Annotated in this window: 15 protein-coding genes; 12 read left to right on the forward strand and 3 right to left on the reverse strand. The window is 60.6% G+C overall.

Annotated elements, in window-relative coordinates:
- Nucleotides 1-157: 157 nt before the first annotated feature.
- Both aceF and aceE read right to left on the reverse strand, forming a co-directional pair.
- Nucleotides 158-1,798, reverse strand: coding sequence for a dihydrolipoyllysine-residue acetyltransferase (gene aceF / locus ACZRJ6_RS18960; protein WP_463969060.1), 1,641 nt, complete (start codon nt 1,796-1,798; stop codon nt 158-160).
- 11 nt (nt 1,799-1,809) lie between these two features.
- Nucleotides 1,810-4,455, reverse strand: a complete 2,646-nt coding sequence (gene aceE, locus ACZRJ6_RS18965) for a pyruvate dehydrogenase (acetyl-transferring), homodimeric type (protein ID WP_149411207.1) — start codon at nt 4,453-4,455, stop codon at nt 1,810-1,812.
- A 382-nt stretch (nt 4,456-4,837) separates the two neighbouring features.
- Between aceE and glnE the strand changes: the two genes are divergently transcribed.
- The 8 genes from glnE (at nt 4,838) to ACZRJ6_RS19005 (ending at nt 14,843) form a co-directional block, all read left to right on the forward strand.
- A complete protein-coding gene (glnE, locus tag ACZRJ6_RS18970) occupies nt 4,838-7,777 on the forward strand; it encodes a bifunctional [glutamate--ammonia ligase]-adenylyl-L-tyrosine phosphorylase/[glutamate--ammonia-ligase] adenylyltransferase (protein ID WP_463969061.1) in 2,940 nt (979 codons plus the stop codon).
- Between the two features lie 110 nt (nt 7,778-7,887).
- Nucleotides 7,888-8,922: a lipopolysaccharide heptosyltransferase II gene (waaF, locus tag ACZRJ6_RS18975; RefSeq protein ID WP_463969062.1), complete on the forward strand. Its 1,035-nt coding sequence runs from the start codon at nt 7,888-7,890 to the stop codon at nt 8,920-8,922.
- A 1-nt stretch (nt 8,923) separates the two neighbouring features.
- Nucleotides 8,924-9,982 (forward strand): lipopolysaccharide heptosyltransferase I, encoded by a 1,059-nt coding sequence (gene waaC / locus ACZRJ6_RS18980; protein ID WP_463969063.1) that lies wholly within the window; start codon nt 8,924-8,926, stop codon nt 9,980-9,982.
- On the forward strand, nt 9,982-11,106 hold the full coding sequence (locus ACZRJ6_RS18985; protein ID WP_463969064.1) for a glycosyltransferase family 4 protein: 1,125 nt from the start codon (nt 9,982-9,984) through the stop codon (nt 11,104-11,106). The genes waaC and ACZRJ6_RS18985 overlap by 1 nt, the downstream gene beginning before the upstream one ends.
- Complete coding sequence (gene rfaP / locus ACZRJ6_RS18990; RefSeq protein ID WP_463969065.1) at nt 11,103-11,909, forward strand: lipopolysaccharide core heptose(I) kinase RfaP; 807 nt, start codon at nt 11,103-11,105, stop codon at nt 11,907-11,909. The genes ACZRJ6_RS18985 and rfaP overlap by 4 nt, the downstream gene beginning before the upstream one ends.
- On the forward strand, nt 11,909-12,643 hold the full coding sequence (locus tag ACZRJ6_RS18995) for a lipopolysaccharide kinase InaA family protein (protein WP_463969066.1): 735 nt from the start codon (nt 11,909-11,911) through the stop codon (nt 12,641-12,643). The genes rfaP and ACZRJ6_RS18995 overlap by 1 nt, the downstream gene beginning before the upstream one ends.
- Nucleotides 12,640-13,392 (forward strand): lipopolysaccharide kinase InaA family protein, encoded by a 753-nt coding sequence (locus tag ACZRJ6_RS19000; protein ID WP_463969067.1) that lies wholly within the window; start codon nt 12,640-12,642, stop codon nt 13,390-13,392. Before ACZRJ6_RS18995 ends, ACZRJ6_RS19000 begins: the two co-directional genes overlap by 4 nt.
- On the forward strand, nt 13,392-14,843 hold the full coding sequence (locus tag ACZRJ6_RS19005; protein ID WP_463969068.1) for a lipopolysaccharide kinase InaA family protein: 1,452 nt from the start codon (nt 13,392-13,394) through the stop codon (nt 14,841-14,843). The genes ACZRJ6_RS19000 and ACZRJ6_RS19005 overlap by 1 nt, the downstream gene beginning before the upstream one ends.
- Before the next feature lie 122 nt (nt 14,844-14,965).
- Here the strand turns inward: ACZRJ6_RS19005 and ACZRJ6_RS19010 are convergent, their stop codons facing one another.
- Nucleotides 14,966-17,062, reverse strand: coding sequence for a TonB-dependent receptor family protein (locus ACZRJ6_RS19010; protein WP_463969069.1), 2,097 nt, complete (start codon nt 17,060-17,062; stop codon nt 14,966-14,968).
- A gap of 169 nt (nt 17,063-17,231) precedes the next feature.
- Between ACZRJ6_RS19010 and ACZRJ6_RS19015 the strand changes: the two genes are divergently transcribed.
- From ACZRJ6_RS19015 to ACZRJ6_RS19030, 4 genes are all read left to right on the forward strand, one after another.
- Complete coding sequence (locus ACZRJ6_RS19015; protein ID WP_463969070.1) at nt 17,232-17,555, forward strand: YceK/YidQ family lipoprotein; 324 nt, start codon at nt 17,232-17,234, stop codon at nt 17,553-17,555.
- A 266-nt stretch (nt 17,556-17,821) separates the two neighbouring features.
- Nucleotides 17,822-19,579: a carbamoyltransferase family protein gene (locus tag ACZRJ6_RS19020; protein ID WP_463969071.1), complete on the forward strand. Its 1,758-nt coding sequence runs from the start codon at nt 17,822-17,824 to the stop codon at nt 19,577-19,579.
- Nucleotides 19,580-20,476 (forward strand): antimicrobial resistance protein Mig-14, encoded by an 897-nt coding sequence (locus ACZRJ6_RS19025; RefSeq protein WP_463969072.1) that lies wholly within the window; start codon nt 19,580-19,582, stop codon nt 20,474-20,476.
- Nucleotides 20,473-21,885, forward strand: coding sequence for a PIG-L deacetylase family protein (locus ACZRJ6_RS19030; RefSeq protein WP_463969073.1), 1,413 nt, complete (start codon nt 20,473-20,475; stop codon nt 21,883-21,885). Before ACZRJ6_RS19025 ends, ACZRJ6_RS19030 begins: the two co-directional genes overlap by 4 nt.
- The last annotated feature ends 57 nt before the right edge of the window (nt 21,886-21,942 follow it).

Here is a 21,942-nt window from a genome sequence, read left to right on the forward strand (position 1 = left end):
CGCGAGCAAGAACTAGGCGTCCCCCTCGCTCCTACAGGGGGATACGCGAAAAACAGGCAAAAAAAGCCCCGCCAAATTGGCGGGGTTGAGGTACGAGCGTGGCGCTCGGAAAACGTTGAAACCAGGCCTTCCCTATCAGAGGAGGGCCCGTTGTAGCTTAAAGCAGGATGGTGCGGATGTCCGCCAGCAGGTCGCTCAGACGCTTGGTGAAGCGAGCAGCAGCGGCGCCGTTGATCACACGGTGATCGTAGGACAACGACAGTGGCAACATCAGCTTGGGCTGGAAGGCTTTGCCGTCCCACACAGGCTGGATGGTGGCCTTGGAAACGCCGAGGATCGCCACTTCCGGTGCGTTGACGATTGGCGTGAAGCCAGTGCCGCCAATGTGCCCGAGGCTGGAGATGGTGAAGCAAGCGCCTTGCATGTCGTCTGCGGTGAGTTTCTTGTCACGGGCCTTGGCAGCCAGCGCAGCGGCTTCGGCAGCCAGTTGCAGCAGGTTCTTCTGATCAACGTTCTTGATCACAGGCACCAACAGTCCGTCCGGGGTATCGACCGCGAAGCCGATGTTCACGTACTTCTTGCGAATGATCGCCTTGCCGCTAGGTGCCAGCGAGCTGTTGAAGTCCGGCAGTTCCTTGAGCAGGTGTGCGCAGGACTTGAGCAGCAGTGGCAGGATAGTCAGCTTGACGCCGGCTTTTTCGGCCACGGCTTTCTGCGCGATGCGGAAAGCTTCCAGGTCGGTAATGTCGGCCTGGTCGAACTGAGTCACGTGCGGAATGTTCAGCCAGCTGCGGTGCAGGCTCGACGCGCCGATTTGCATCAGGCGGGTCATCGGCACTTCTTCGATTTCGCCGAAGCGGCTGAAGTCCACAACCGGGATCGGCGGAATACCAGCACCGCCGGTAGCGCCTGCGGCCGGAGCCTCCTTGGCCTTCTGCATCATGGATTTGACGTAGACCTGCACGTCTTCCTTGAGCACACGACCGTGGGGGCCGCTGGCCGTTACCGCGTTCAACTCGACGCCGAACTCTCGGGCCAGTTGGCGCACGGCAGGGCCGGCATGAACCTTGGCACCGCTTGGCGCAGGTGCAGCAGCAGGGGCCGGTGCGGCCTCGGCTTTTGCAGCAGGCGCTGGAGCGGCGGCCGGGGTCGCCTCAGCCTTGGCGGCTGGTGCGGCCGCGGCGGCAGGAGCTTTTGCAGCAGGCGCAGCAGCGCCCTGGACTTTCAGCTTGAGAATGAAGTCACCCGTGCCGACTTCGTCATCCAGCTTGACGCCAATGCTTTCCACCACGCCGGCAGCCGGCGATGGGATTTCCATGCTGGCCTTGTCGGATTCCAGGGTGATCAGCGACTGGTCGGCTTCGACGGTGTCGCCGACCTTGACCAGCAACTCGATGATCTTGGCCTTGCCCGACGAGCCGATGTCCGGAACATGAATGTCCTGGACAGTGGCGGCGGCGGGTGCAGCGGCCGGGGCCGGGGCCGCTGGGGCCTCGGCAACAGCGGCAGGCTTCTCGGCGGCAGCCGGGGCAGCAGCAGGAGCCTCAGGCGCCGCGGCAGCGGCACCCTCGACTTCCAGTTCCAGCAGTTCGTCACCTTCTTTCAGGCGGTCGCCCAGCTTCACTTTCAGGCTTTTGACCACGCCGGCCTTGGGAGCAGGGATTTCCATGCTCGCCTTGTCCGATTCCAGGGTCAGGATGCTCTGGTCGGCTTCGATACGGTCGCCGACCTTCACAAACAGTTCAATTACTTCCCCTTCACCGCTGCCGATGTCAGGTACGCGAATGAGTTCGCTCACAGAAAATCTCCTCAGCAGTCCAGTGGGTTGCGTTTTTCCGGGTTGATCCCGAACTTGACGATAGCTTCAGCCACCACCTTAGGTTCGATATCACCACGGTCAGCCAAGGCTTCCAGGGCTGCCAACACCACGAAGTGACGGTCAACTTCGAAGAAGTGACGCAGCTTCTTGCGGCTGTCACTGCGGCCGAAACCGTCGGTGCCCAGGACTTTGAATTCCTTGGACGGGACCCACTGGCGAATTTGTTCAGCAAACAGTTTCATGTAGTCGGTGGAGGCGATAACCGGACCCTTACGGCCAGTCAGGCACTCTTCTACGTAGCTCAGCACAGGCTTCTGACCTGGGTGCAGACGGTTGCTGCGCTCCACGGCCAGGCCATCGCGACGCAGTTCGTTGAAGCTGGTAACGCTCCACACGTCAGCGCCGATGTTGAACTCTTCACGCAGGATCTTCGCCGCTTCACGGACTTCACGCAGGATGGTGCCGGAGCCCATCAGCTGTACGTGGTGCGCCGCTTCCTTGGTGTCTTCTTCGAGCAGGTACATGCCCTTGATGATGCCTTCCTCGACACCGGCCGGCATGGCTGGCTGCTGGTAGGACTCGTTCATCACGGTGATGTAGTAAAAGACGTCCTGTTGCTCTTCGGTCATCTTCTTCATGCCGTCCTGGATGATCACCGCCAGCTCATAGCCGTAGGTTGGATCAAAGGTGCGGCAGTTCGGGATGGTGCCCGCCAGGATGTGGCTGTGACCGTCTTCGTGTTGCAGGCCTTCGCCGTTCAGCGTGGTCCGGCCAGCGGTGCCGCCGATCAGGAAGCCACGGGTACGGCTGTCGCCGGCAGCCCAGGCCAGGTCGCCGATACGCTGGAAACCGAACATCGAGTAGAAGATGTAGAACGGCAGCATCGGCTGGTTGTGGCTGGAGTACGAAGTACCGGCAGCGATGAAGGAGCTCATGGCGCCTGCTTCGTTGATGCCTTCTTCGAGAATCTGGCCCTTCTTGTCTTCGCGGTAGAACATCACCTGGTCTTTATCGACTGGCTCGTAAAGCTGGCCGACGGAGGAGTAGATGCCCAACTGGCGGAACATGCCTTCCATACCGAAGGTACGGGCTTCGTCCGGGATGATCGGGACGATACGCGGGCCGATTTCCTTGTCCTTGACCAACTGCGCGAGAATCCGCACGAAGGCCATGGTGGTGGAGATTTCACGGTCGCCCGAGCCGTCCAGGATCGCCTTGAGGGTCTCCAGTGGTGGCGTCGGAATGCTGATGCTTTTGGCGCGACGCTGTGGCACGAAACCGCCCAGTGCAGTGCGGCGCTCGCTCAGGTAACGGGCTTCGGCGCTGCCTTCTTCAGGTTTGAAGAACGGCAGGTTTTCCAGCTCTTCGTCCTTGACCGGGATGTCGAAACGATCGCGGAACAGCTTCAGGCTTTCAACATCAACCTTCTTGGTGTTGTGCGCGGTGTTTTTCGCTTCGCCGGCGCCAGTGCCATAACCCTTGATGGTCTTGGCCAGGATGACGGTAGGTTGTTCTTTGTGGTTGACCGCTTCGTGGTACGCCGCGTAGACCTTGTACGGGTCGTGGCCACCACGGTTGAGCTTCCAGATCTCGTCGTCGGACAGGTCGGCAACCATCGCCTTGAGTTCAGGCGTGTTGAAGAAGTGTTCGCGAACAAACGCGCCGTCTTTGGCCTTGTAGTTCTGGTACTCGCCGTCGATGACTTCGTCCATTCGGCGTTGCAGGATACCGTCGACGTCCTTGGCCAGCAGTGGGTCCCAGAAACGGCCCCAGATGACTTTGGTGACGTTCCACTGAGCACCACGGAACACGCCTTCGAGTTCCTGGATGATCTTGCCGTTGCCGCGAACCGGGCCGTCGAGGCGCTGCAGGTTGCAGTTGATGACGAAGATCAGGTTGTCCAGCTTTTCGCGGCCAGCCAGGGAGATCGCGCCCAGGGATTCCGGCTCGTCGCACTCGCCGTCGCCCAGGAAACACCAGACTTTTTGCTTGCCCTCCGGGATGAAGCCACGGGCTTCCAGGTACTTCATGAAACGCGCCTGGTAGATCGCCTGGATCGGGCCCAGCCCCATGGATACAGTCGGGAACTGCCAGAAATCGGGCATCAGCCAAGGGTGCGGATAGGACGACAGGCCATGACCGTCGACTTCCTGGCGGAAGTTGTTCATTTGTTCTTCGGTGATGCGACCTTCCATGAACGCGCGGGCGTAAACGCCTGGCGAGGTGTGGCCCTGGAAGTAGATCAGGTCGCCGCCGTGTTCTTCGGCCGGGGCCTGGAAGAAGTAGTTGAAGCCGATGTCATACAGGGTTGCGCTGGAGGCGAAGCTGGAGATGTGACCGCCCAGGTCAGAATCTTTCAAGTTCGTGCGCATTACCATGGCCATCGCGTTCCAGCGTACCAGCGAGCGAATGCGGCGTTCCATGAACAGGTCGCCAGGCATGCGTGCTTCGTGGGTAACGGGGATGGTGTTGCGGTACGGCGTGGTGATGGCGTAGGGCAGTTGCGAGCCGCTGCGGGTCGCGAGTTCGCCCATACGGGTCATCAGGTAGTGAGCACGGTCTTCGCCTTCTTTGTCGAGAACCGATTCCAGGGCGTCCAGCCATTCCTGGGTTTCGACGGGATCGAGGTCTTGCATGGCTTGCTCCAGGGCGGAAAGGCTTCCAGAATCGGTTGCCTGAGTTTGCGACTGGCCTTGTGGGCAGACGACATAAATTCTTGGATGACCGGAGATTGTTCCGGCGTTGTGTAGTTTTACTACAAATCGTCGGCCATTTCAGCCTTTCGAATGTATATACGAGTAGTAAAACTACAGAAGAGTGAGCTGTTGGCTCCTTCTGGTTGGTGAGAATAATCGTTATTGTTGGTCTTTTGCGAACAAGAAAAGGTGAAAAATTGATGTTGACTGCCAAAAAAGAAAAGCTTTCAGCTATTTCTAACTTTTGTTCGACAGTCCTTCACCGAGCGTGGTTCTTGCTATCACCGCAACAGGCCTTTCACGTGCCGATCAAGGATAGACCATGAGCCTTCCAATGCTGGCTGAACTGCCAGCCATTCTTTTGCCGTTTGTCAGTCGTGCCGAGCAATCGTTGCGCGCCGCCGTGGCGCAACTGGACGACGATCATGGTCTGTCCGACTGGACGCCGCAACGTTGGGCCGACTTCGCCCGGGTCTGCGCCGCTAGTGATTTTGTCAGTGAACAGAGCGTTCGTGACCCTGTGATGTTATTGGAACTGGTGGCCTGGGGCGAGCTGGATCGCGGTTTTGCGCCCGATGAGCTGTGCGGGCAGATCGCTGGTGCTGTGCAACAAGCCGAAACAGAAGATGAGTTAGGGCGCTGCCTGCGCCGCCAGCGTACTCGCCAGCAAGTGCGGATCATCTGGCGCGACCTGACCCGACAGGCGGACCTGGTCCAGACCTGCCGCGATTTGTCCGACATGGCCGACGCCAGCATCGACCAGGCCTATCAATGGCTGTATCAGCGCCATTGTGCCCAGTTCGGCACACCCACCGGCCGACGCAGCGGCGAGCCGCAGCCGATGGTCATTCTCGGCATGGGCAAGCTCGGCGCGGTGGAGTTGAACCTGTCGTCGGACATCGACTTGATCTTTGCCTATCCGGAAGGCGGCGAGACCGTAGGCGTCAAGCGCTCCCTGGACAACCAGGAGTTCTTCATCCGCCTGGGCCAGAAGCTGATCAAGGCCCTTGACCCGATGACGGTCGACGGCTTTGTATTTCGCGTCGACATGCGCCTGCGGCCCTACGGTTCATCCGGGGCGCTGGTGCTCAGCTTCAATGCATTGGAGCAGTACTACCAGGACCAGGGCCGTGACTGGGAGCGCTACGCCATGATTAAGGCGCGGGTGGTGGCCGGGGATCAGGTGGCCGGCGCGCAACTGCTCGACATGCTGCGACCGTTTGTCTACCGCCGTTACCTGGATTTTTCCGCCATCGAAGCGCTGCGCACCATGAAGCAGCTGATCCAGCAGGAAGTGCGGCGCAAGGGCATGGCCGAGAACATCAAGCTGGGCTCTGGTGGTATTCGTGAAGTGGAATTTATCGCCCAGGCGTTCCAGCTTATCCATGGCGGTCGCGATTTGAGCCTGCAGCAGCGCCCACTGTTAAAGGTGCTTGGCACCCTGGAAGGGCAGGGTTACTTGCCGCCGGCGGTGGTCGCCGAGTTGCGCAATGGCTACGAATTCCTGCGCTACACCGAACACGCGATCCAGGCGATTGCCGACCGGCAGACGCAAATGCTTCCGGACGGCTTAGAGGATCAGGCGCGGATTGCCTTCATGATGGGCTTCCCGGACTGGACGGCGTTCCATGAGCGGCTGATGTACTGGCGCGGCCGGGTGGACTGGCACTTTCGCCAAGTCATCGCCGATCCGGATGAAGAGGAGGGCGAGGAAAGCGAACTGGTGGTGGGCGGAGAGTGGCTGCCGCTGTGGGAAGAGTCCCAGGACGAAGAAGCCGCTTGCCGTCAGTTGCACGAAGGCGGTTTTGTCGACGGACCCAAGGCGTTGAAGGCCTTGGCTGGACTGCGCGGCAGCCCGCAATTGCGCGCCATGCAGCGACTGAGTCGTGAGCGGCTCGACGCATTTATCCCGCGTTTGCTGGCCCAGTCGGTCGAACACGCCAGCCCGGACCTGGTACTGGAACGCGTGTTGCCGTTGGTTGAAGCGGTGGCGCGGCGCTCCGCGTATCTAGTCCTGCTGACGGAAAACCCAGGCGCTCTGCGTAGGCTGCTGACCCTGTGCGCCGCCAGCCCGTGGATCGCCGAGCAGATCACCCGCTTCCCGTTGCTGCTGGACGAATTGCTCAACGAAGGCCGCCTGTTCAAGCCACCCCTGGCGCCGGAGTTGGCTGCCGAACTGCGCGAGCGGCTGACGCGGATCCCCGAAGATGACCTTGAGCAGCAGATGGAAGCCCTGCGCAATTTCAAGCTGGCCCACCGCCTACGGGTCGCCGCCTCGGAAATCGCCGGCAGCCTGCCATTGATGAAAGTCAGCGACTACCTGACCTGGCTCGCCGAAGCGATTCTCGAACAAGTGCTGGCCCTGGCCTGGCGCCAGACCGTCGCTCGCCACGGTTCGCCGCAGCGTGTGGACGGCACCCTGTGCGATCCTGGGTTCATCATTGTCGGTTATGGGAAAGTGGGTGGTATCGAACTAGGACATGGTTCGGACCTGGACCTGGTGTTTATCCACGACGGTGACCCGCAAGCCGAAACCGACGGCGCCAAACCCATCGATGGTGCGCAGTTTTTTACCCGATTGGGCCAGCGAATCATTCACCTGCTGACCACCCAGACCAACTCCGGGCAACTGTACGAAGTGGATATGCGCCTGCGACCGTCAGGCGCTTCCGGTCTGTTGGTCAGCTCCCTGGGGGCGTTTGCCCGTTATCAGGAAAATGAAGCCTGGACCTGGGAGCATCAGGCTCTGGTGCGGGCGCGGGTATTGGTAGGCAGCCAGGACGTTGGTCGTGCTTTCGAGCAAGTGCGGGCCCAGGTATTGGGGCGTGCGCAGGACCTGGCGAAGCTACGCCAGGAGGTCAGTGAGATGCGCGCCAAGATGCGTGACAATCTGGGAACCAGGTCAACGGCGGCCGGCACCGGCGCCAATGCCTTCGAGCCCACGGCCTCGTTCGACCTCAAGCAGGACGCCGGAGGTATCGTCGATATTGAATTTATGGTGCAATACGCGGCTTTGGCGTGGTCTGCGCAACATCCGTCGTTGCTGCGCTACACCGACAATATCCGCATCCTGGAAGGCCTGGAGCAGGTCGGGCTAATGCCCGCCGCCGATGCCCATCTGCTGCGTGAGGTATATAAGGCCTACCGTTCCGTCGCTCACCGTCAGGCTTTGCAGAATGAGGCCGGGGTGGTCAGCGGTGACCAGTTCGCTGACGAACGGCGCCAGGTGAAGCGAATCTGGAAGGAACTGGGGTTAAGCTGAAACAACTTTAATGTGGGACATTTTTTAATGTGGGAGCTGGGTGTGCCATTCCCGCACAGACTATCGAGGCGGGGAGGCATGAGCCTCCCCGTATCGTTTGTGGAAACTACATGAATATTCTGATCGTTGGGCCCAGTTGGGTCGGTGACATGGTGATGGCGCAGACACTGTTCCAGTGCCTGAAACAACGTCATCCCGACTGCGAAATCGACGTGCTCGCCCCCGAGTGGAGCCGGCCGATCCTGGAGCGTATGCCCGAGGTGCGTCAGGCCTTGAGCTTTCCGCTCGGCCATGGCGCCCTGGAGCTTGCGACCCGTCGCCGCATTGGCAAGTCGCTGGCTGGCCAGTACGACCAGGCGATCCTGCTGCCCAATTCGATGAAATCGGCGTTGGTGCCATTCTTCGCCGGCATCCCCAAGCGCACCGGCTGGCGCGGCGAGTTCCGTTACGGCTTGCTCAACGACGTGCGCAAGCTCGACAAGGCGCGTTACCCGCTGATGATCGAGCGTTTTATGGCCCTGGCCTACGCGCCCGGTGCCGAGATGCCTACGCCATACCCGCGCCCCAGCCTGCAAATCGATCCGGTTACCCGCGACGCGGCCCTGGCTAAATTCGGCTTGACCCTCGACCGGCCGGTGCTGGCGCTGTGCCCCGGCGCCGAGTTTGGCGAGTCCAAGCGCTGGCCGTCGGAGCACTACGCCAAGGTCGCCGAGATAAAAATCCGCGAAGGTTGGCAAGTCTGGCTGTTTGGCTCGAAAAATGATCACTCGGTGGGTGAAGACATTCGTCAGCGTTTGATTCCTGGGCTGCGCGAAGAAGCGGTCAACCTCAGCGGCGACACGTCCCTGGCCGAGGCCATCGACCTGTTGTCCTGCGCCGATTCGGTGGTGTCCAACGATTCCGGGCTGATGCACGTTGCTGCTGCGCTGAATCGCCCTCTGGTCGCGGTATACGGCTCCACTTCCCCGGGTTTCACCCCGCCGTTGGCCGACAAGGTCGAAGTGGTGCGCCTGGGCCTGGATTGCAGTCCGTGCTTTGACCGTACCTGCCGTTTTGGCCACTACAACTGCTTGCGCCAGTTGCTGCCGCAGCCTGTGGCCGACGCCTTGCAGCGGTTGCAGGGCTCTGTGGTCGAGGTTCGCTGAGTTGCGGGTACTGGTGATCAAGACCTCATCCCTGGGCGATGTGATTCATGCCTTGCCGGCGTTGACCGACGCGGCCCGGGCGATTCCGGGGATTCGCTTTGACTGGGTAGTGGAAGAAGGCTTCGCCGAAATCCCTACCTGGCATCCTGCGGTGGACAAGGTGATTGCTGTGGCAATTCGCCGCTGGCGCAAGAACATCTGGCAGACCATCAAGAGCGGCGAATGGCGGCGCTTCAAGCAGCAAATCCAGTCGACCAAATACGACTTGGTGATTGACGCTCAGGGCCTGCTGAAAAGCGCCTGGTTGACCCGCTACGTGCGCGCCCCGGTGGCCGGTTTCGACAAGCAGTCGGCCCGTGAACCCATCGCGGCGCATTTCTACTCCCGCCGTCTTGCCGTGGCCCGTGGGCAACACGCGGTGGAGCGCTTGCGCCAACTATTCGCCGTGGCCTTGGGTTATGACCTGCCCAAGGGTCTGGGAGATTACGGCCTGAGCGTCGACAAACTGCTGGGTTTGCCGCCGAAGAAGCCGTTTGTGCTGCTGCTCCATGGCACCACCTGGGACACCAAACATTGGCCCGAAGTCTATTGGCGCGAACTGGCCGAGCGCATGGGTAGCCTGGGCGTGGACGTGAAGCTGCCTTGGGGCAACGCTGCCGAAAAGGCCCGTGCCGAACGCCTGGCCCAAGGCCTGAAGAATGCCGAAGTGCTGCCCAAGCTGAACCTGGCGGGGGTGGCGCGAGTACTGGCGGGCGCCAAGGCTTGTGTCGCCGTCGATACCGGCCTCGGCCATTTGGCCGCCGCCCTGGACGTGCCGACTATTTCCCTGTTCGGCCCCACCAATCCAGGCCTGACAGGCGCCTACGGTAAGGCGCAAATCCATTTGGGCAGCGACTTCCCTTGCGCGCCGTGCCTGCAAAAAAAATGCACCTATCAACCGACTGCCGAAGATCAGCGTCGGTTTGATATCAAGCGCGAGTGGCCGCTGTGCTTTACTCGCTTGAACCCTGAGCGTGTGGCAAGTCGGTTAAGCACGTTGTTACTGGCTGAGGAACACTGATGCAACTGGCTTTTGTCCTCTACAAGTATTTTCCCTTTGGTGGCCTGCAGCGCGACTTCATGCGCATTGCCCTGGAGTGCCAGCAGCGCGGCCACAAGATTCGTGTTTACACCCTGATCTGGGAAGGCGACGTGCCGCCGGGTTTCGAAGTGCTGGTGGCGCCGGTCAAGGCGCTGTTCAACCATCGTCGTAACGAAAAACTCTACACCTGGATCCAGGCCGACCTGGCCAAGCGCCCGGTGGACCGTGTGGTGGGTTTCAACAAGATGCCGGGGCTGGACGTGTACTTCGCCGCCGACGGAGTCTTTGAAGACAAGGCGCAAACCCTGCGCAACCCGATGTACCGTTGGTTCGGCCGCTATAAGCACTTTGCTGAATACGAGCGGGCGGTGTTCGACAAGGACGCCAAGACCCAAGTCATGGTGCTCTCCGAGCATCAGCAGGCGTTGTTCAGCAAGTATTACGGCACTCCGGCCAGCCGCTTTCACTTCTTGCCGCCAGGCATCAGTCGTGACCGTCGTGCCCCGCCCAACGCCGCCGAGATTCGTGCCGAGTTTCGCCGCGAATTCGGTCTGGCTGAAGATGACCTGCTGCTGGTGCAAATCGGTTCGGGCTTCAAGACCAAGGGTGTTGATCGCAGCCTCAAGGCTGTGGCCGCACTGCCGTCCGCTTTGAAGAAACGCACCCGGCTATTTGTAATCGGCCAGGACGACCCCAAAGTATTCCAATTGCAGAGTGCCGCGCTGGGCTTGGGCGATCAGGTGCAGTTCTTCAAGGGGCGCAGCGATATCCCGCGTTTCCTGCTGGGGGCGGACTTGTTGATCCACCCGGCCTACAACGAGGCGGCCGGCATGGTGCTGATCGAAGCGGTGGTCGCCGGCCTCCCGGTACTGGTGAGCAAGGTCTGTGGTTACGCCTTCTACATCGACAAGGCCCAGAGTGGCCGGGTGTTGGACGAACCGTTCGAGCAGGCCCAGCTCAACCAGTACCTGGTCGATATGCTCGACGACAATGCAGCGCGCGCGGCCTGGAGCCGCAATGGCCTGGCCTTCGCTGAGACGGCCGACCTCTATAGCATGCCGCAGTACGCTGCGGACCTGATTCTGGCGGAGCCAAACCGATGAAGTTGATTCTTGCCGAGCCGTTCAAAACCTTGTGGGCCGGACGCGATGCGTTCGCCGAAGTCGAGAAGCTGGACGGCCAGGTGTACCGTGAACTCGATGCCCGCCGTACCTTGCGTACGGAAGTGGACGGCCACGGCTTTTTTGTGAAAGTCCATCGGGGGATCGGCTGGGTCGAAATCCTCAAGAACCTGATTACCGCCAAGTTGCCGGTATTGGGCGCGGGCCAGGAATGGCTGGCGATCCAGCGCCTGCAGGAAGTCGGCGTGCCGACCATGACCGCCGTGGCTTACGGCGAGAAGGGCAGCAACCCGGCGGACCAACACTCATTTATCGTCACCGAAGAGCTGGCGCCTACCGTCAGCCTCGAAGACCTGAGCATGGACTGGCTCAAGCAGCCGCCCGTACCTGTTATCAAGCATGCGTTGATCGCCGAAGTGGCCCGCATGACCGGCATGATGCATCGCGGCGGGGTCAATCACCGTGACTGCTACATCTGCCATTTCCTGCTGCACACCGACAAGCCGCTGGTGGCCGACAATTTCAAACTCTCGGTGATCGACCTGCACCGTGCCCAGGTACGCCCGAAGATCCCGCTGCGCTGGCGCAACAAGGACCTGGCGGCGCTGTACTTCTCGGCATTGGATATCGGCCTGACCCAGCGTGACAAACTTCGCTTCCTCAAGGGCTATTTCCAGCAACCGCTGCGCCAGATCCTGGCTGAGGAAGCGGCCTTGCTGGACTGGCTGGAAGGCAAGGCGGCCAAGCTCTATGCCCGTAAACAACGTTATGGGGATGCGCTCTGATGGCGGGTTGGAACCTGGAACCCGCTTACGCCGCTCTGGCGGATGATTTTGGTAGCCTCGACGCGGTGTTCGCCCTGCAAGGTGAGCGGCTGACCCACGATCCGCTGTCCGAAGTCATTCGTGTCGAGCGCGGCGGGGTCAATTATTACGTCAAGCGTTACGTCGGCGCCGGCAAGGGCCTGCGTCGCTACCTGGGCAGGCCGCGGGTCAAGTCCGAGTGGCAGAACCTCAAGCGCTTCGCCAAGTGGGGCATTCCCACCGCTGACGTGATCGCCTGGGGCCTGGAGCGCAAAGGGCTGGCTTATGACCGCGGGGCGATGATCACCCGCGAGTTGCCCAAGACTGAAGACTTGTCGGCGTTGGCCGAACGCAATGATCCGCAATTATCGGACCCTGTCTGGGTTGACAAGGTCAGCCGCCAGCTCGCCGAATACACCCGGACCATGCACGACCACTGCTTTACCCACAACGATTTGAAGTGGCGCAACCTGCTGATCGACGACCAGCAAACTCTGTACCTGATCGACTGTCCCAACGGCGCTTTCTGGCGTGGCTTCTGGCTCAAGTACCGGATCACCAAGGATCTGGCGTGCCTGGACAAAGTCGCCAAATATCACTTGTCGGCCACTCAGCGCCTGCGGTTTTACATGCAGTATCGTCAGCGCAAGCACTTGAGCGCGTCGGACAAACAGCGAATTCGCCACGTGGTGAAATTTTTCGAGGGCCGTGAATGAGTGACTTCCTGGCGGCTGAAGATCGCGCGCTGCTTGAGCGCAACGGCCTCGGTACTTTTGACGCGCTGTGGGCCAAACAGCTGGACGCGGTGGACGAGCCCAACACCAGCCGTGGCGGCTGGAGTAGCGTGTTTCGCCTGGCGCTGGAAGGTCACGGCTATTACCTCAAGCGCCAGAGCAACTACCTGACGCGCACCTTGCAGCGGCCTTTTGGCGAATCGAGCTTTGCCCGAGAATTTCGTAATATCAGCCGCTATCGGCGGTTGGGCATTCCGGCGTTGCAGGCGGCCTTTTTCGGCGAGCGTAAAGTTGCTGGCGAACATCGGGCGATGTTGTTGACCCGCGCCTTGGATGGCTGCAATGACCTAGACTCGTTGCTGGAACAATGGTCTGCACTGAGCGACGACCAGCACCGGGCGATCCTGCAGGCCTGCGGCCAATTGGCGCGGCAGCTGCACAGCGTCGGCCAGGTTCACGGCTGTTTTTATCCCAAGCATATTTTCCTCCAGGCCACGGGCGACGGTTATGCGGCGCAGTTGATCGACCTGGAGAAAACCCGCCCGCTGTTGTTTGGCTGGAGGGACCGGGTCAAGGACCTGGAGCCGCTGTTGCGCCGGGCACCGCAATGGTCACAAGATCAGGTTCGCCAATTGTTGGCGGCGTATCTCGATCAGCCCGAGGATAGTTCGCTGGTCGATACCTGGGCCCAGCGCCTGGCGGCTCGCCGCAGTCACAAGGAGACCCGTTGATGCGTTTGTCCGAACTGAAAAGTGTCGGCCGCACTCCCAGCTTGCCCCTGAGTGTAGAGCTGGCGGATGCGGCGGGCCCTGGGCAGTTGCAACTGTTGAGCCTGCTGCGGGTGTTACCGGGCCAGCGCTATGTGGGTGCGGCGATCTGGCGCGGCCGCCCGGTACTGGCCAAGCTGTTGGTCGGCAGCAAGGCCGCCCGGCATTTTCAGCGTGAACTCAAGGGTGTGCGCCTGCTGGCTGAGCAAGGGTTGACCACGCCGCTGTTGCTGGCCGATGGGCTGCAAGAAGGCGAGGGCGGCTGGCTGCTGTTCGAGCTCCTGGAGGGTGCCGAGAGCCTGGCTGACGCCTGGCATGGCGTCGAAGCCTTGCCGCCGTTGGCTGATGAGCAACAAGCGGTTCTGGCCGAAGCGCTGGTCGCGATTGCTGCGATGCACGCCAAGGGCTTGTGGCAGGAAGACCTGCACCTGGACAACTTGCTGCGCCAGGACGGCAAGCTATACCTGATTGATGGTGCCGGGATCTGCGTCGAACAAGCGGGAAAGCCGCTGTCGCGCAACCGGGTACTGGAAAACCTCGGGGTGTTTTTCGCGCAATTGCCGAAAAACCTCGAACCGTTTACCGAAGAGCTGTTGGTGCATTACCTGCTGAGCAACGGCGAACACGCCTTGCCGCTGGAAGCCCTGCAAAAGCAGGTGCATAAAGTCAGCATCTGGCGCTTGAAGGACTTCCTCGGCAAGGTTGGTCGTGAATGCACGCTGTTCAGCGTGTTGCGCGGGCCTTTTGCCTTGCGCGCGATCCGTCGCGAAGAAGAAGCGGCGATGTTGCCGGTGCTGGAGCAGGCCGATGCTTTGCTCGATCAGGGCCATCTGTACAAGACCGGTGGTGCGGCCAGTGTGGCCAAGGTTGAGGTTGCCGGCCGGCCGCTGGTGATCAAACGCTACAACATCAAAGGCTTCGCCCATTGGCTCAAGCGCTTCTGGCGGCCGAGCCGGGCCTGGCATTCCTGGCGCGAAGGCAATCGCCTGGCGTTTCTGGGGATTGCTACGCCCAAGCCGTTGGCGCTTCTGGAAAAGCGTTTTTTCTGGTTGCGCAGCCGCGCCTACCTGATTACCGAGTACCTGCCGGGGCCAGACATCATTGAGCATTTTGCTCCCTATGTTGAAAGCGGTGACGCGCCCGAAACCGAATTGCTGGCGTTGGAGCATCTGTTCGGCGAGTTGATCCGCGAGCGCATCAGTCATGGGGATTTCAAGGGGCACAACCTGTTCTGGCATGGCGATCGTTGGGCGTTGATTGACCTGGATTCGATGTGTCAGCACGGCTCGATTGGCAGCTTCGCCCAGGCGTATACCAAGGATCGTGCGCGGTTTATGCGCAACTGGCCCGAAAGCAGCGCGTTGTATCGGGTGATTGATCAGCGGTTGCCCAGGGAGATTGCTGGCGCTGCTTGAATCCCATCGCGGGCAAGCCCGCGATGAGCATAGGTATCTACACATCTTCGACAGCTTGCTACGAGAAATTGCGTAGATACCTATACCGCGATGACGCCAGATTGAGCACCGCAAAGACTGGATCAGAACTGGTATTCCGCCCCCGCCCCCGCATACCACGACCTTCCTGGCGCCGCTTCGTAATAGCGACCATTGCCATCCCCGACAATTACCGATCCGACATACTGGCGGTCGAGCAAGTTATCCAGGCGCAAGGTCTGGTGAAAGGTCCAGTGCTCGACCTTCTGCTCAAACCGCGCACGCCAGTTGAACACGCTGTAGCCAGGGGCCGCGTGTTGCTGGTTGGTGTCTTCGACGTAGACCTTGCTGCGGTACATGCCCTCGATGGCGGTGCTTACCCAATCCCTGGGTTTCCAGTTCAACTCGGCGAAGAGTGTGGTTTGTGGCACGCCGGGCAGGTAGTTGCCTTTGTCCACCGGTTTTGCGCCGCCGACGAAGTCGCTGTCGTAAGTGGCCTGCAGGCGGGTATAGGCGATATGGGTGCTCCACTGTTCGCTGAGCTGGCTTTCGATGCCCAGTTCAAAGCCTCGGCGCAAGGTACGGCCAGCGTTCTGGTAGCTGGTACGGCCATCCTTGGATGCTTGTACCACCAGTTCATCCTCGGTGGTGATCTGGAAAACGGCGGCATTGATTCGCGTGCTGTTGTTCAACTGCGCCTTCAATCCCACTTCATATTGAGTGCTTTCGGACGGCTTCAGGCCGAAGTTGAAGCCTTCGATATCGCCCGGCGCATACGCCAACTCCGCTTGAGTGGGCGTCTCGAAACCCTTGCCAGCGCTGACATAGCCATGCAGGTCGGGGGTGAAGGCGTACATCACGCTCATCGATGGCGTATTTTTCTGGTAGGTCTTGTTACCGCTGGAATCGCCGTTGCTCAGGAACTGGTCGTCGACGTCCAGTTCCATGGTGCTGTGGCGCAGCCCGGCTTGCAGGGTCCAGTTGTCGATGGCCCAGTTGGCCTGGATGTAAGGGTCGAGGCTGCGGGCGGTATCGATTTCATCGCGGCGCAGTTGGCCTTTCACGCCCAGGGTGGTACCGCTGTAGTTTTGATAGCCGTGGCGGCTGTCTTCGCTCTGGTCGAAGTCTATGCCTGCGATGATCATCAGCTCGCCGGGTGCGCTGTCGATGGGTTGCATCCAGCGCACGCCGCCGCCGTAGAACTTGCGGTCGAATTGCACCACACCGCCGCCGCCGCGTTCGTTGGCAGGCGTACCTTTGGGAATCGACAAATACTGAATCACACTCCGCCGCCCGGTATAGGCAGTGGCCTGCAAGGTCGCGCCACCAAAGTACCGCTCGTAATTCATCCCCAACTGCTGGTGATCGATGCTTTTACGGGTGTTGTACAGCAGCGCATTACTGCTCACCGAACGCGGGTCGGCCTTGTACCCTTCCCACGTTTGCCCCAGTGGGTCCTGGGTGCCGTTCTGCTCCAGGCTGCTGTAGATCAGCGCCATTTTGCTGTCTTCATCGGGCTCGAAGTTGAGCTTGGCGAAGGTCTGGTCGCGGCGGGCGCTGCTGTGGTCGCGGTAGCCGTTGGTGTCCATGCGCGAGGCGTCGAGGACGAAGCCTGCGCCGTCTACCGCGCCTTCGGCGGTGAGGTGGTTCTTGTTCAGGCCATCGCTGCCAAACAGGGTTTCGGCACCGATGCGCGGTGGGCCTTCGCCGTCACGGGAGAACATCTGGATCACCCCGCCGGCGTTGCTGCCATACAGCGTCGCAGCCGGGCCGCGCAGTACCTCGATACGCTCGGCGGTGTCGAGGTTGAAGGTGGCGGCCTGGCCCTGGCCGTCCGGGGTGCTGGCGGGGATGCCGTCGGCAATCAGCTTGATGCCGCGCACGCCAAACGCCGAGCGAGCACCGAAGCCGCGGGAAGAAATCTGCAAGTCCTGGGCGTAGTTCTGGCGGTTCTGCACCACCAGCCCTGGTACTCGCGACAGGACTTCGGAGGCGTTGATGCCCAGTTGGCCGTCGCTGATCTGCTCGCGGCTGATGCTGTTCACCGAATATGGCAGATCGAAGCTGGGGCTGGCGCTGCGTGAGCCGGTGACGACACTCGGGTCGAGGATCAGCGGTGCACCGTCTGCCAGGGCGGCGCTGCACAGGCCCAGCAGGCCAGGCAACAACAGGACAAAGCGGGAGGGGACGGGTGTGTTCATGAGTAAGCCAGGGTCCGTGGCACGCAAAAGTGCGCGAGTTTAACGATTCAGCCAGCTTTTGCCATTTCGGAATATTCCTACGTGGCGTGATGGTGCTCAGGGTCTGGGTAGCTAATAAGGCCGATGTTAGTGTGGCTGACGATTTGGAGGGCTTACCTTAATGATAAAAATGACTGCTGCACTTATCGCTGCCTCGCTGGTCTTGAACGGATGCGGGACAGTCAACACAGTGCTGCGCGAAGACGCCGCCGCGGCACGTGAGCTCAGAAAAGTAAAAACCTATTGTCAGTCGATTCCTCGTGTTTACAGCGGCGTGGCCTTTGATTTTTGTGCGCTGCACGCAGCGCCAGATCCCACCGGAATACTGGTGCCGCTGGTACTGGTGGATATAACGGTGTCGGGCATTGTCGATACAGTTGTATTGCCTTATACGATTTATCGGCAGGGTACCGATGGCAACATCAGTATTTATTGGCGGCCAGGTCGTTCATGAACAGGCTGCAGTCTAATCGTCTATCCTTTGGCTAACCTTCCCCACTTATGTCTAAAGAAGTTCTTCATAAGTCGTACGCCAAAAGGCCTGCTTGCGTCGAGATCTTCCGCTGGTCCCGCAGTGACAACTGGTCGCCATAAACGCTAGATCATCCCGGCACGTCTTTACGCTATAATCCCGCCCTTTAGCTGTTTCTCGCCTAGGCGAGGGGCACACTTTTTTCAGGCGCACGCGCCTGCATGCAGACTAAAAGAGGCTAGACCCCTGTGGCATTGACGATTCTTGGCCTGTCCGGCGCCCTTAGTCATGATCCTTCCGCAGCCTTGTATATCGACGGCAAGCTGATTGCGGCCGCTGAAGAAGAGCGCTTCGTACGCGACAAACATGCAAAGAACCGCATGCCCTATGAGTCGGCGAAGTTCTGCCTGGAACAGGCTGGCATCAAGCCTAGCGATGTTGATGTGGTGGCGATCCCTTTCGCACCGATCAGCTTGTTCGGCGAGGCCCGCTGGCACTACGCCAAGCGTTACTGGTATGCCCCGGACCGCGCCCTTGACGCGATCCTGATGGGCAACCGTCGCTACAAGCGCTATCGCAACAAGATCGTCTGGTGCCTGGAGCAACTGGGCTTCGATCCGAAGAAAATCAAGATCGAACCTGTCGAACACCACTTGGCTCACGCCTCCAGCGCCTATCACTGCTCCGGTTTCCAGGAGAAGACGGCGATCCTCGGGATCGACGGCAAGGGTGAGTACGCCACTACGTTCTTCGGCTACGGCGAAAACGGCAAGATCCACAAGATCAAGGAATTCTACGACCCGGACTCCCTGGGCGGCCTGTACGGTGCAATCACCGAGTTCCTCGGTTTCGAGATGCTCGACGGTGAGTTCAAGGTCATGGGCATGGCGCCGTATGGCGATGCCAGCAAATACGACTTCTCGCGGCTGGCCTCCTTTGAAAACGGCGAGCTGGTGATCAATACCGACTACGCCAACGTCATCGGCCTGCGCCGCTATAAAGAAAAGGGCAAGGGTTTCTACTTCTCGCCAAAACTGATCGAGTGGCTGGGTCCAAAGCGCGAAGGCGATATTGCCGACGAGCCTTACATCCATTACGCCGCCAGCATGCAAGCGTTGTTCGAGAAACTGTCCTTGCAGATGATCGACCATTACCTGGGCGACATCCTCAAGGAGACCGGCAAGCTGGCCTACGCCGGCGGCTGTGCGCTGAACGTCAAGTTGAACCAGAAGATCATTGCCCGCGATGACGTCAAGGAGCTGTTCGTGCAGCCGGCGTCCGGCGATGCCGGCACCGCCGTCGGTGCGGCCGCCTATGTGTCCAACGCCCGTGGTGTACCGGTGGAGAAGATGGAACACGTCTTTCTCGGCCCGTCCTATAGCAACGAAGACGTGATCGCCGCCTGCGCCAAGCACCCGAGCAAGCCTAAGTGGCGCCAGATCGAAAACACCCCGAAACGTATCGCCAAAATCATGGTCGATGGCAACCCGGTGGCCTGGTTCCAGGGCCGCATGGAGTTTGGTCCGCGTGCCCTCGGCGGTCGTTCGATCATCGGTTGCCCAAGCGCCACCGGCGTGGCTGACCGGATCAACCACCAGATCAAGTTCCGCGAGCGTTGGAGGCCTTTCTGCCCGTCGATGCTCGACACCGTCGCCCCACAGATGATCAAGGTCGATCACCCGGCGCCGTTCATGACCTTCACCTTTGAAGTGTCGGATGAGTGGAAAATCCGCGTGCCGGAAGTGGTCCATGAAGATGGCACCTCCCGCGCCCAGGTACTCAAGCGCGAATACAATCCGCGTTACTACGACATGATGAAAGAGCTTGAAGTGTTGACCGGCAACGGCGTGTCCCTGAACACCTCGCTCAACCGTCGTGGTGAAGCGATGATTTGCTCGCCCACCGATGCGCTGAACATGTTCTTCGGTTCCGACCTTGAGTACCTGATCATGGAAGACATCCTTGTGGTCAAGGACGGCGTGGACCCTTATGACGCTGTGGTTTAAATGCTGAACCGCTTCCAGGGCTGGCGTGAACGTGGCTGGACGCCTGTCGAGGCCGAGGTTTACGCCCAGGCCTGGCAGCGTTTCGGCGGCAGCGTGGCGACTCATCCGCAGGTCGTCGAGCGGCTGGCGAACCTGGCGCAGATTCCGGTGCGTTACCTGGGCTGGGAGCAGGACGGTGAACTCAAGGGGGCGATTGCCACCTGGGGACGCGACCTGGCCCTGTCCAAGGACGTGCTCAAGCGCAAAGGCAAAAAAGGCCTGTTCGACCTGGGCAACGCCGAGATCATTCTGCCGATTGCCGCTGATGCGCAATTGCCGTTGCGCCATCGCGCCCGCTACCTATCGGCCCTGAACGACGGGCGCGTCAGCACCCTCAAGCCCCAGGCCGAGCAGTTGGCCATGGCGCGTACCCCTGAAGACCTGTCGAAGAAATTTCGCTACAACCAGCGCCGCGAACTGCGCTTGCTGGAAGAGGCGGGCGGCGTGGTGCGGGCGGTCAGCGAGTTTTCCAGCGCTGAGCTGGCGGCGATCTATTGCGATCTGTTCCAGCGTCGCTGGGGTTTCCCGGCGGCCGGTGCCGAGCGCCTGGCCGAGGTGCTGGAACTGCTCAAGGAATTCCTCTTCGGCTCGGTGCTGTTTCTCAACGACGCGCCGATTGCCGTGCAGTTGGTGTATCAGGTGCAGGCCCCGGAGTGGATCAGCGCCGAATACGTCAATGGCGGTGTTGATCCCGAAACCAAGGCATTCAGCCCTGGTAGCGTGCTGAGCTTCCTCAACACCCAAAGCGCCTGGGAGCAGGCGCGGGCCAGTGACAAGCCGCTGCGTTTCTCCTTCGGCCGCGCCGACCGCGAATACAAGGAGCGCTGGTGTAACCCGGTGCCGGTGTTCAGCGTATGAGTCGCAAGCAACAACTGCTCAAGCGCCACCGACGCAACAAGCGCATTGCGCTGTTGATCGGCTTGCTGGTGCTGATAGCCGCAGGCGTGCTGGTGGCCTGGTGGCTGCCGCTGATTCTGGCGGTGGTGGTGTGGGCGGCCCATGAAGCCTGGTTTGCCGATCATCTTTTCTACTCGCCCAGCGATGACTATCAATACGCCTTTGCGGCCGATAGCGAGCAGCCGGGCGTGCGCCTGGATGCGGGGCGGCTGGTGTTGGATTCTCCAGTCGAGTTGGCGGGCGATGAAACCCTGATCCTGGGCGTACAGCTCAAAAGCCATTGGCTTGGACGGTTTTTCGATCCTGCGGTGGAGTTGCTCGGTGCGCAAACGCCTGACCGGCAAGTCTTCGAGCGTGGCGTGGCCGGTGTGCGTTACCTCAACCTCACGGGTTCGGCAGAGGCGCTGGCGAGCGGAACTTTGCGCTTGCGCGGGCGCTTCTGTCGCCTCAAGGGACAGCCGACGCTGTGGCTGTTCCGCCAGCCGGACTACCGTCGCCAGCGGGTGATGGTCATCGCGCCCCACGCCGACGATGCCGAGTTGGCCGCATTCAGCCTGTACAGCCAGGCTGATGAAAGCTGGGTTGTCACCCTCACTGCCGGCGAGATTGAGGCCCAGCACTATCAACAGATGGGCCTGCCCAAGGCAGACGCTGCGCGTATCAAGGGCCGCTTGCGCGCCTGGGACAGCGTCACTGTGCCCCGTTGGGCGGGTGTTCCCGAGGCGCACTGCGTGCAGTTGGGGTACTTCTGTATGCAACTGTCGGCCATGCAGGCCGCGCCGGACCAACCCCAAGACTCCCGCGAAGCGCAATTGGACGATACGCGGTTGTTCCGCCAATTCAATTCCCTGGCGTTGCCTGGCGATGTGGATGGCGCTCCGACCTGGAACAACCTGATCGCCGACTTGCGGGCGCTGCTGCTCAAGGCTCGCCCGGAGGTGATTGTGTTGCCGACGCCGCTGCTGGATCCGCACCCGGATCATATCTGCGCTCACGCGGCGATCCTTGAAGCCTTGCAGGGCCTGGCCTGGCAGCCCACGACGTTGCTCGGCTACGCCAATCACCTGCATGATAACGACCGCTGGCCAATGGGCGACTCCGGTGCCGGCGTGGCCCTGCCGCCGCGTTTTGATTCAGCGCTTGAGCTTGTACCTTGTAGCTTGCAGCTTACTTTGAGCCAGCAGCAGGACAAGGCCATGGCCCTGGGCATGATGCACGACCTGCAACCGCGTGCGCCGTTCAAGCGCCGATTGCGTCGCCTATTGCAGCAAATGCTGGCGGGCCGCGGTCCATCGCCTTACGGAGAGAATGAGTTCTTCCGCAAGGCCGTGCGTCGCCATGAATTGCTGTGGGTCCTGAAGCAGGACTGAGACCTTATTGAGGGCAAGTGGAGAGCCGCTTGCCAAACCCTTTTTCGTCGGGCCGCG

The organism is Pseudomonas sp. C321, assembly GCF_055407105.1.

What these genes read in the sequence shown, in the direction of transcription:
- ACZRJ6_RS19000 (WP_463969067.1), top strand. Translation starts at nt 12,640, where the DNA reads ATGAGTGACTTCCTGGCGGCTGAAGATCGCGCGCTGCTTGAGCGCAAC.
- ACZRJ6_RS19005 (WP_463969068.1), top strand. Translation starts at nt 13,392, where the DNA reads ATGCGTTTGTCCGAACTGAAAAGTGTCGGCCGCACTCCCAGCTTGCCC.
- waaF (WP_463969062.1), top strand. Translation starts at nt 7,888, where the DNA reads ATGAATATTCTGATCGTTGGGCCCAGTTGGGTCGGTGACATGGTGATG.
- rfaP (WP_463969065.1), top strand. Translation starts at nt 11,103, where the DNA reads ATGAAGTTGATTCTTGCCGAGCCGTTCAAAACCTTGTGGGCCGGACGC.
- ACZRJ6_RS18985 (WP_463969064.1), top strand. Translation starts at nt 9,982, where the DNA reads ATGCAACTGGCTTTTGTCCTCTACAAGTATTTTCCCTTTGGTGGCCTG.
- ACZRJ6_RS19030 (WP_463969073.1), top strand. Translation starts at nt 20,473, where the DNA reads ATGAGTCGCAAGCAACAACTGCTCAAGCGCCACCGACGCAACAAGCGC.
- ACZRJ6_RS19015 (WP_463969070.1), top strand. Translation starts at nt 17,232, where the DNA reads ATGACTGCTGCACTTATCGCTGCCTCGCTGGTCTTGAACGGATGCGGG.
- ACZRJ6_RS19025 (WP_463969072.1), top strand. Translation starts at nt 19,580, where the DNA reads ATGCTGAACCGCTTCCAGGGCTGGCGTGAACGTGGCTGGACGCCTGTC.
- aceE (WP_149411207.1), bottom strand. Translation starts at nt 4,455, where the DNA reads ATGCAAGACCTCGATCCCGTCGAAACCCAGGAATGGCTGGACGCCCTG.
- ACZRJ6_RS19010 (WP_463969069.1), bottom strand. Translation starts at nt 17,062, where the DNA reads ATGAACACACCCGTCCCCTCCCGCTTTGTCCTGTTGTTGCCTGGCCTG.
- ACZRJ6_RS18995 (WP_463969066.1), top strand. Translation starts at nt 11,909, where the DNA reads ATGGCGGGTTGGAACCTGGAACCCGCTTACGCCGCTCTGGCGGATGAT.
- glnE (WP_463969061.1), top strand. Translation starts at nt 4,838, where the DNA reads ATGAGCCTTCCAATGCTGGCTGAACTGCCAGCCATTCTTTTGCCGTTT.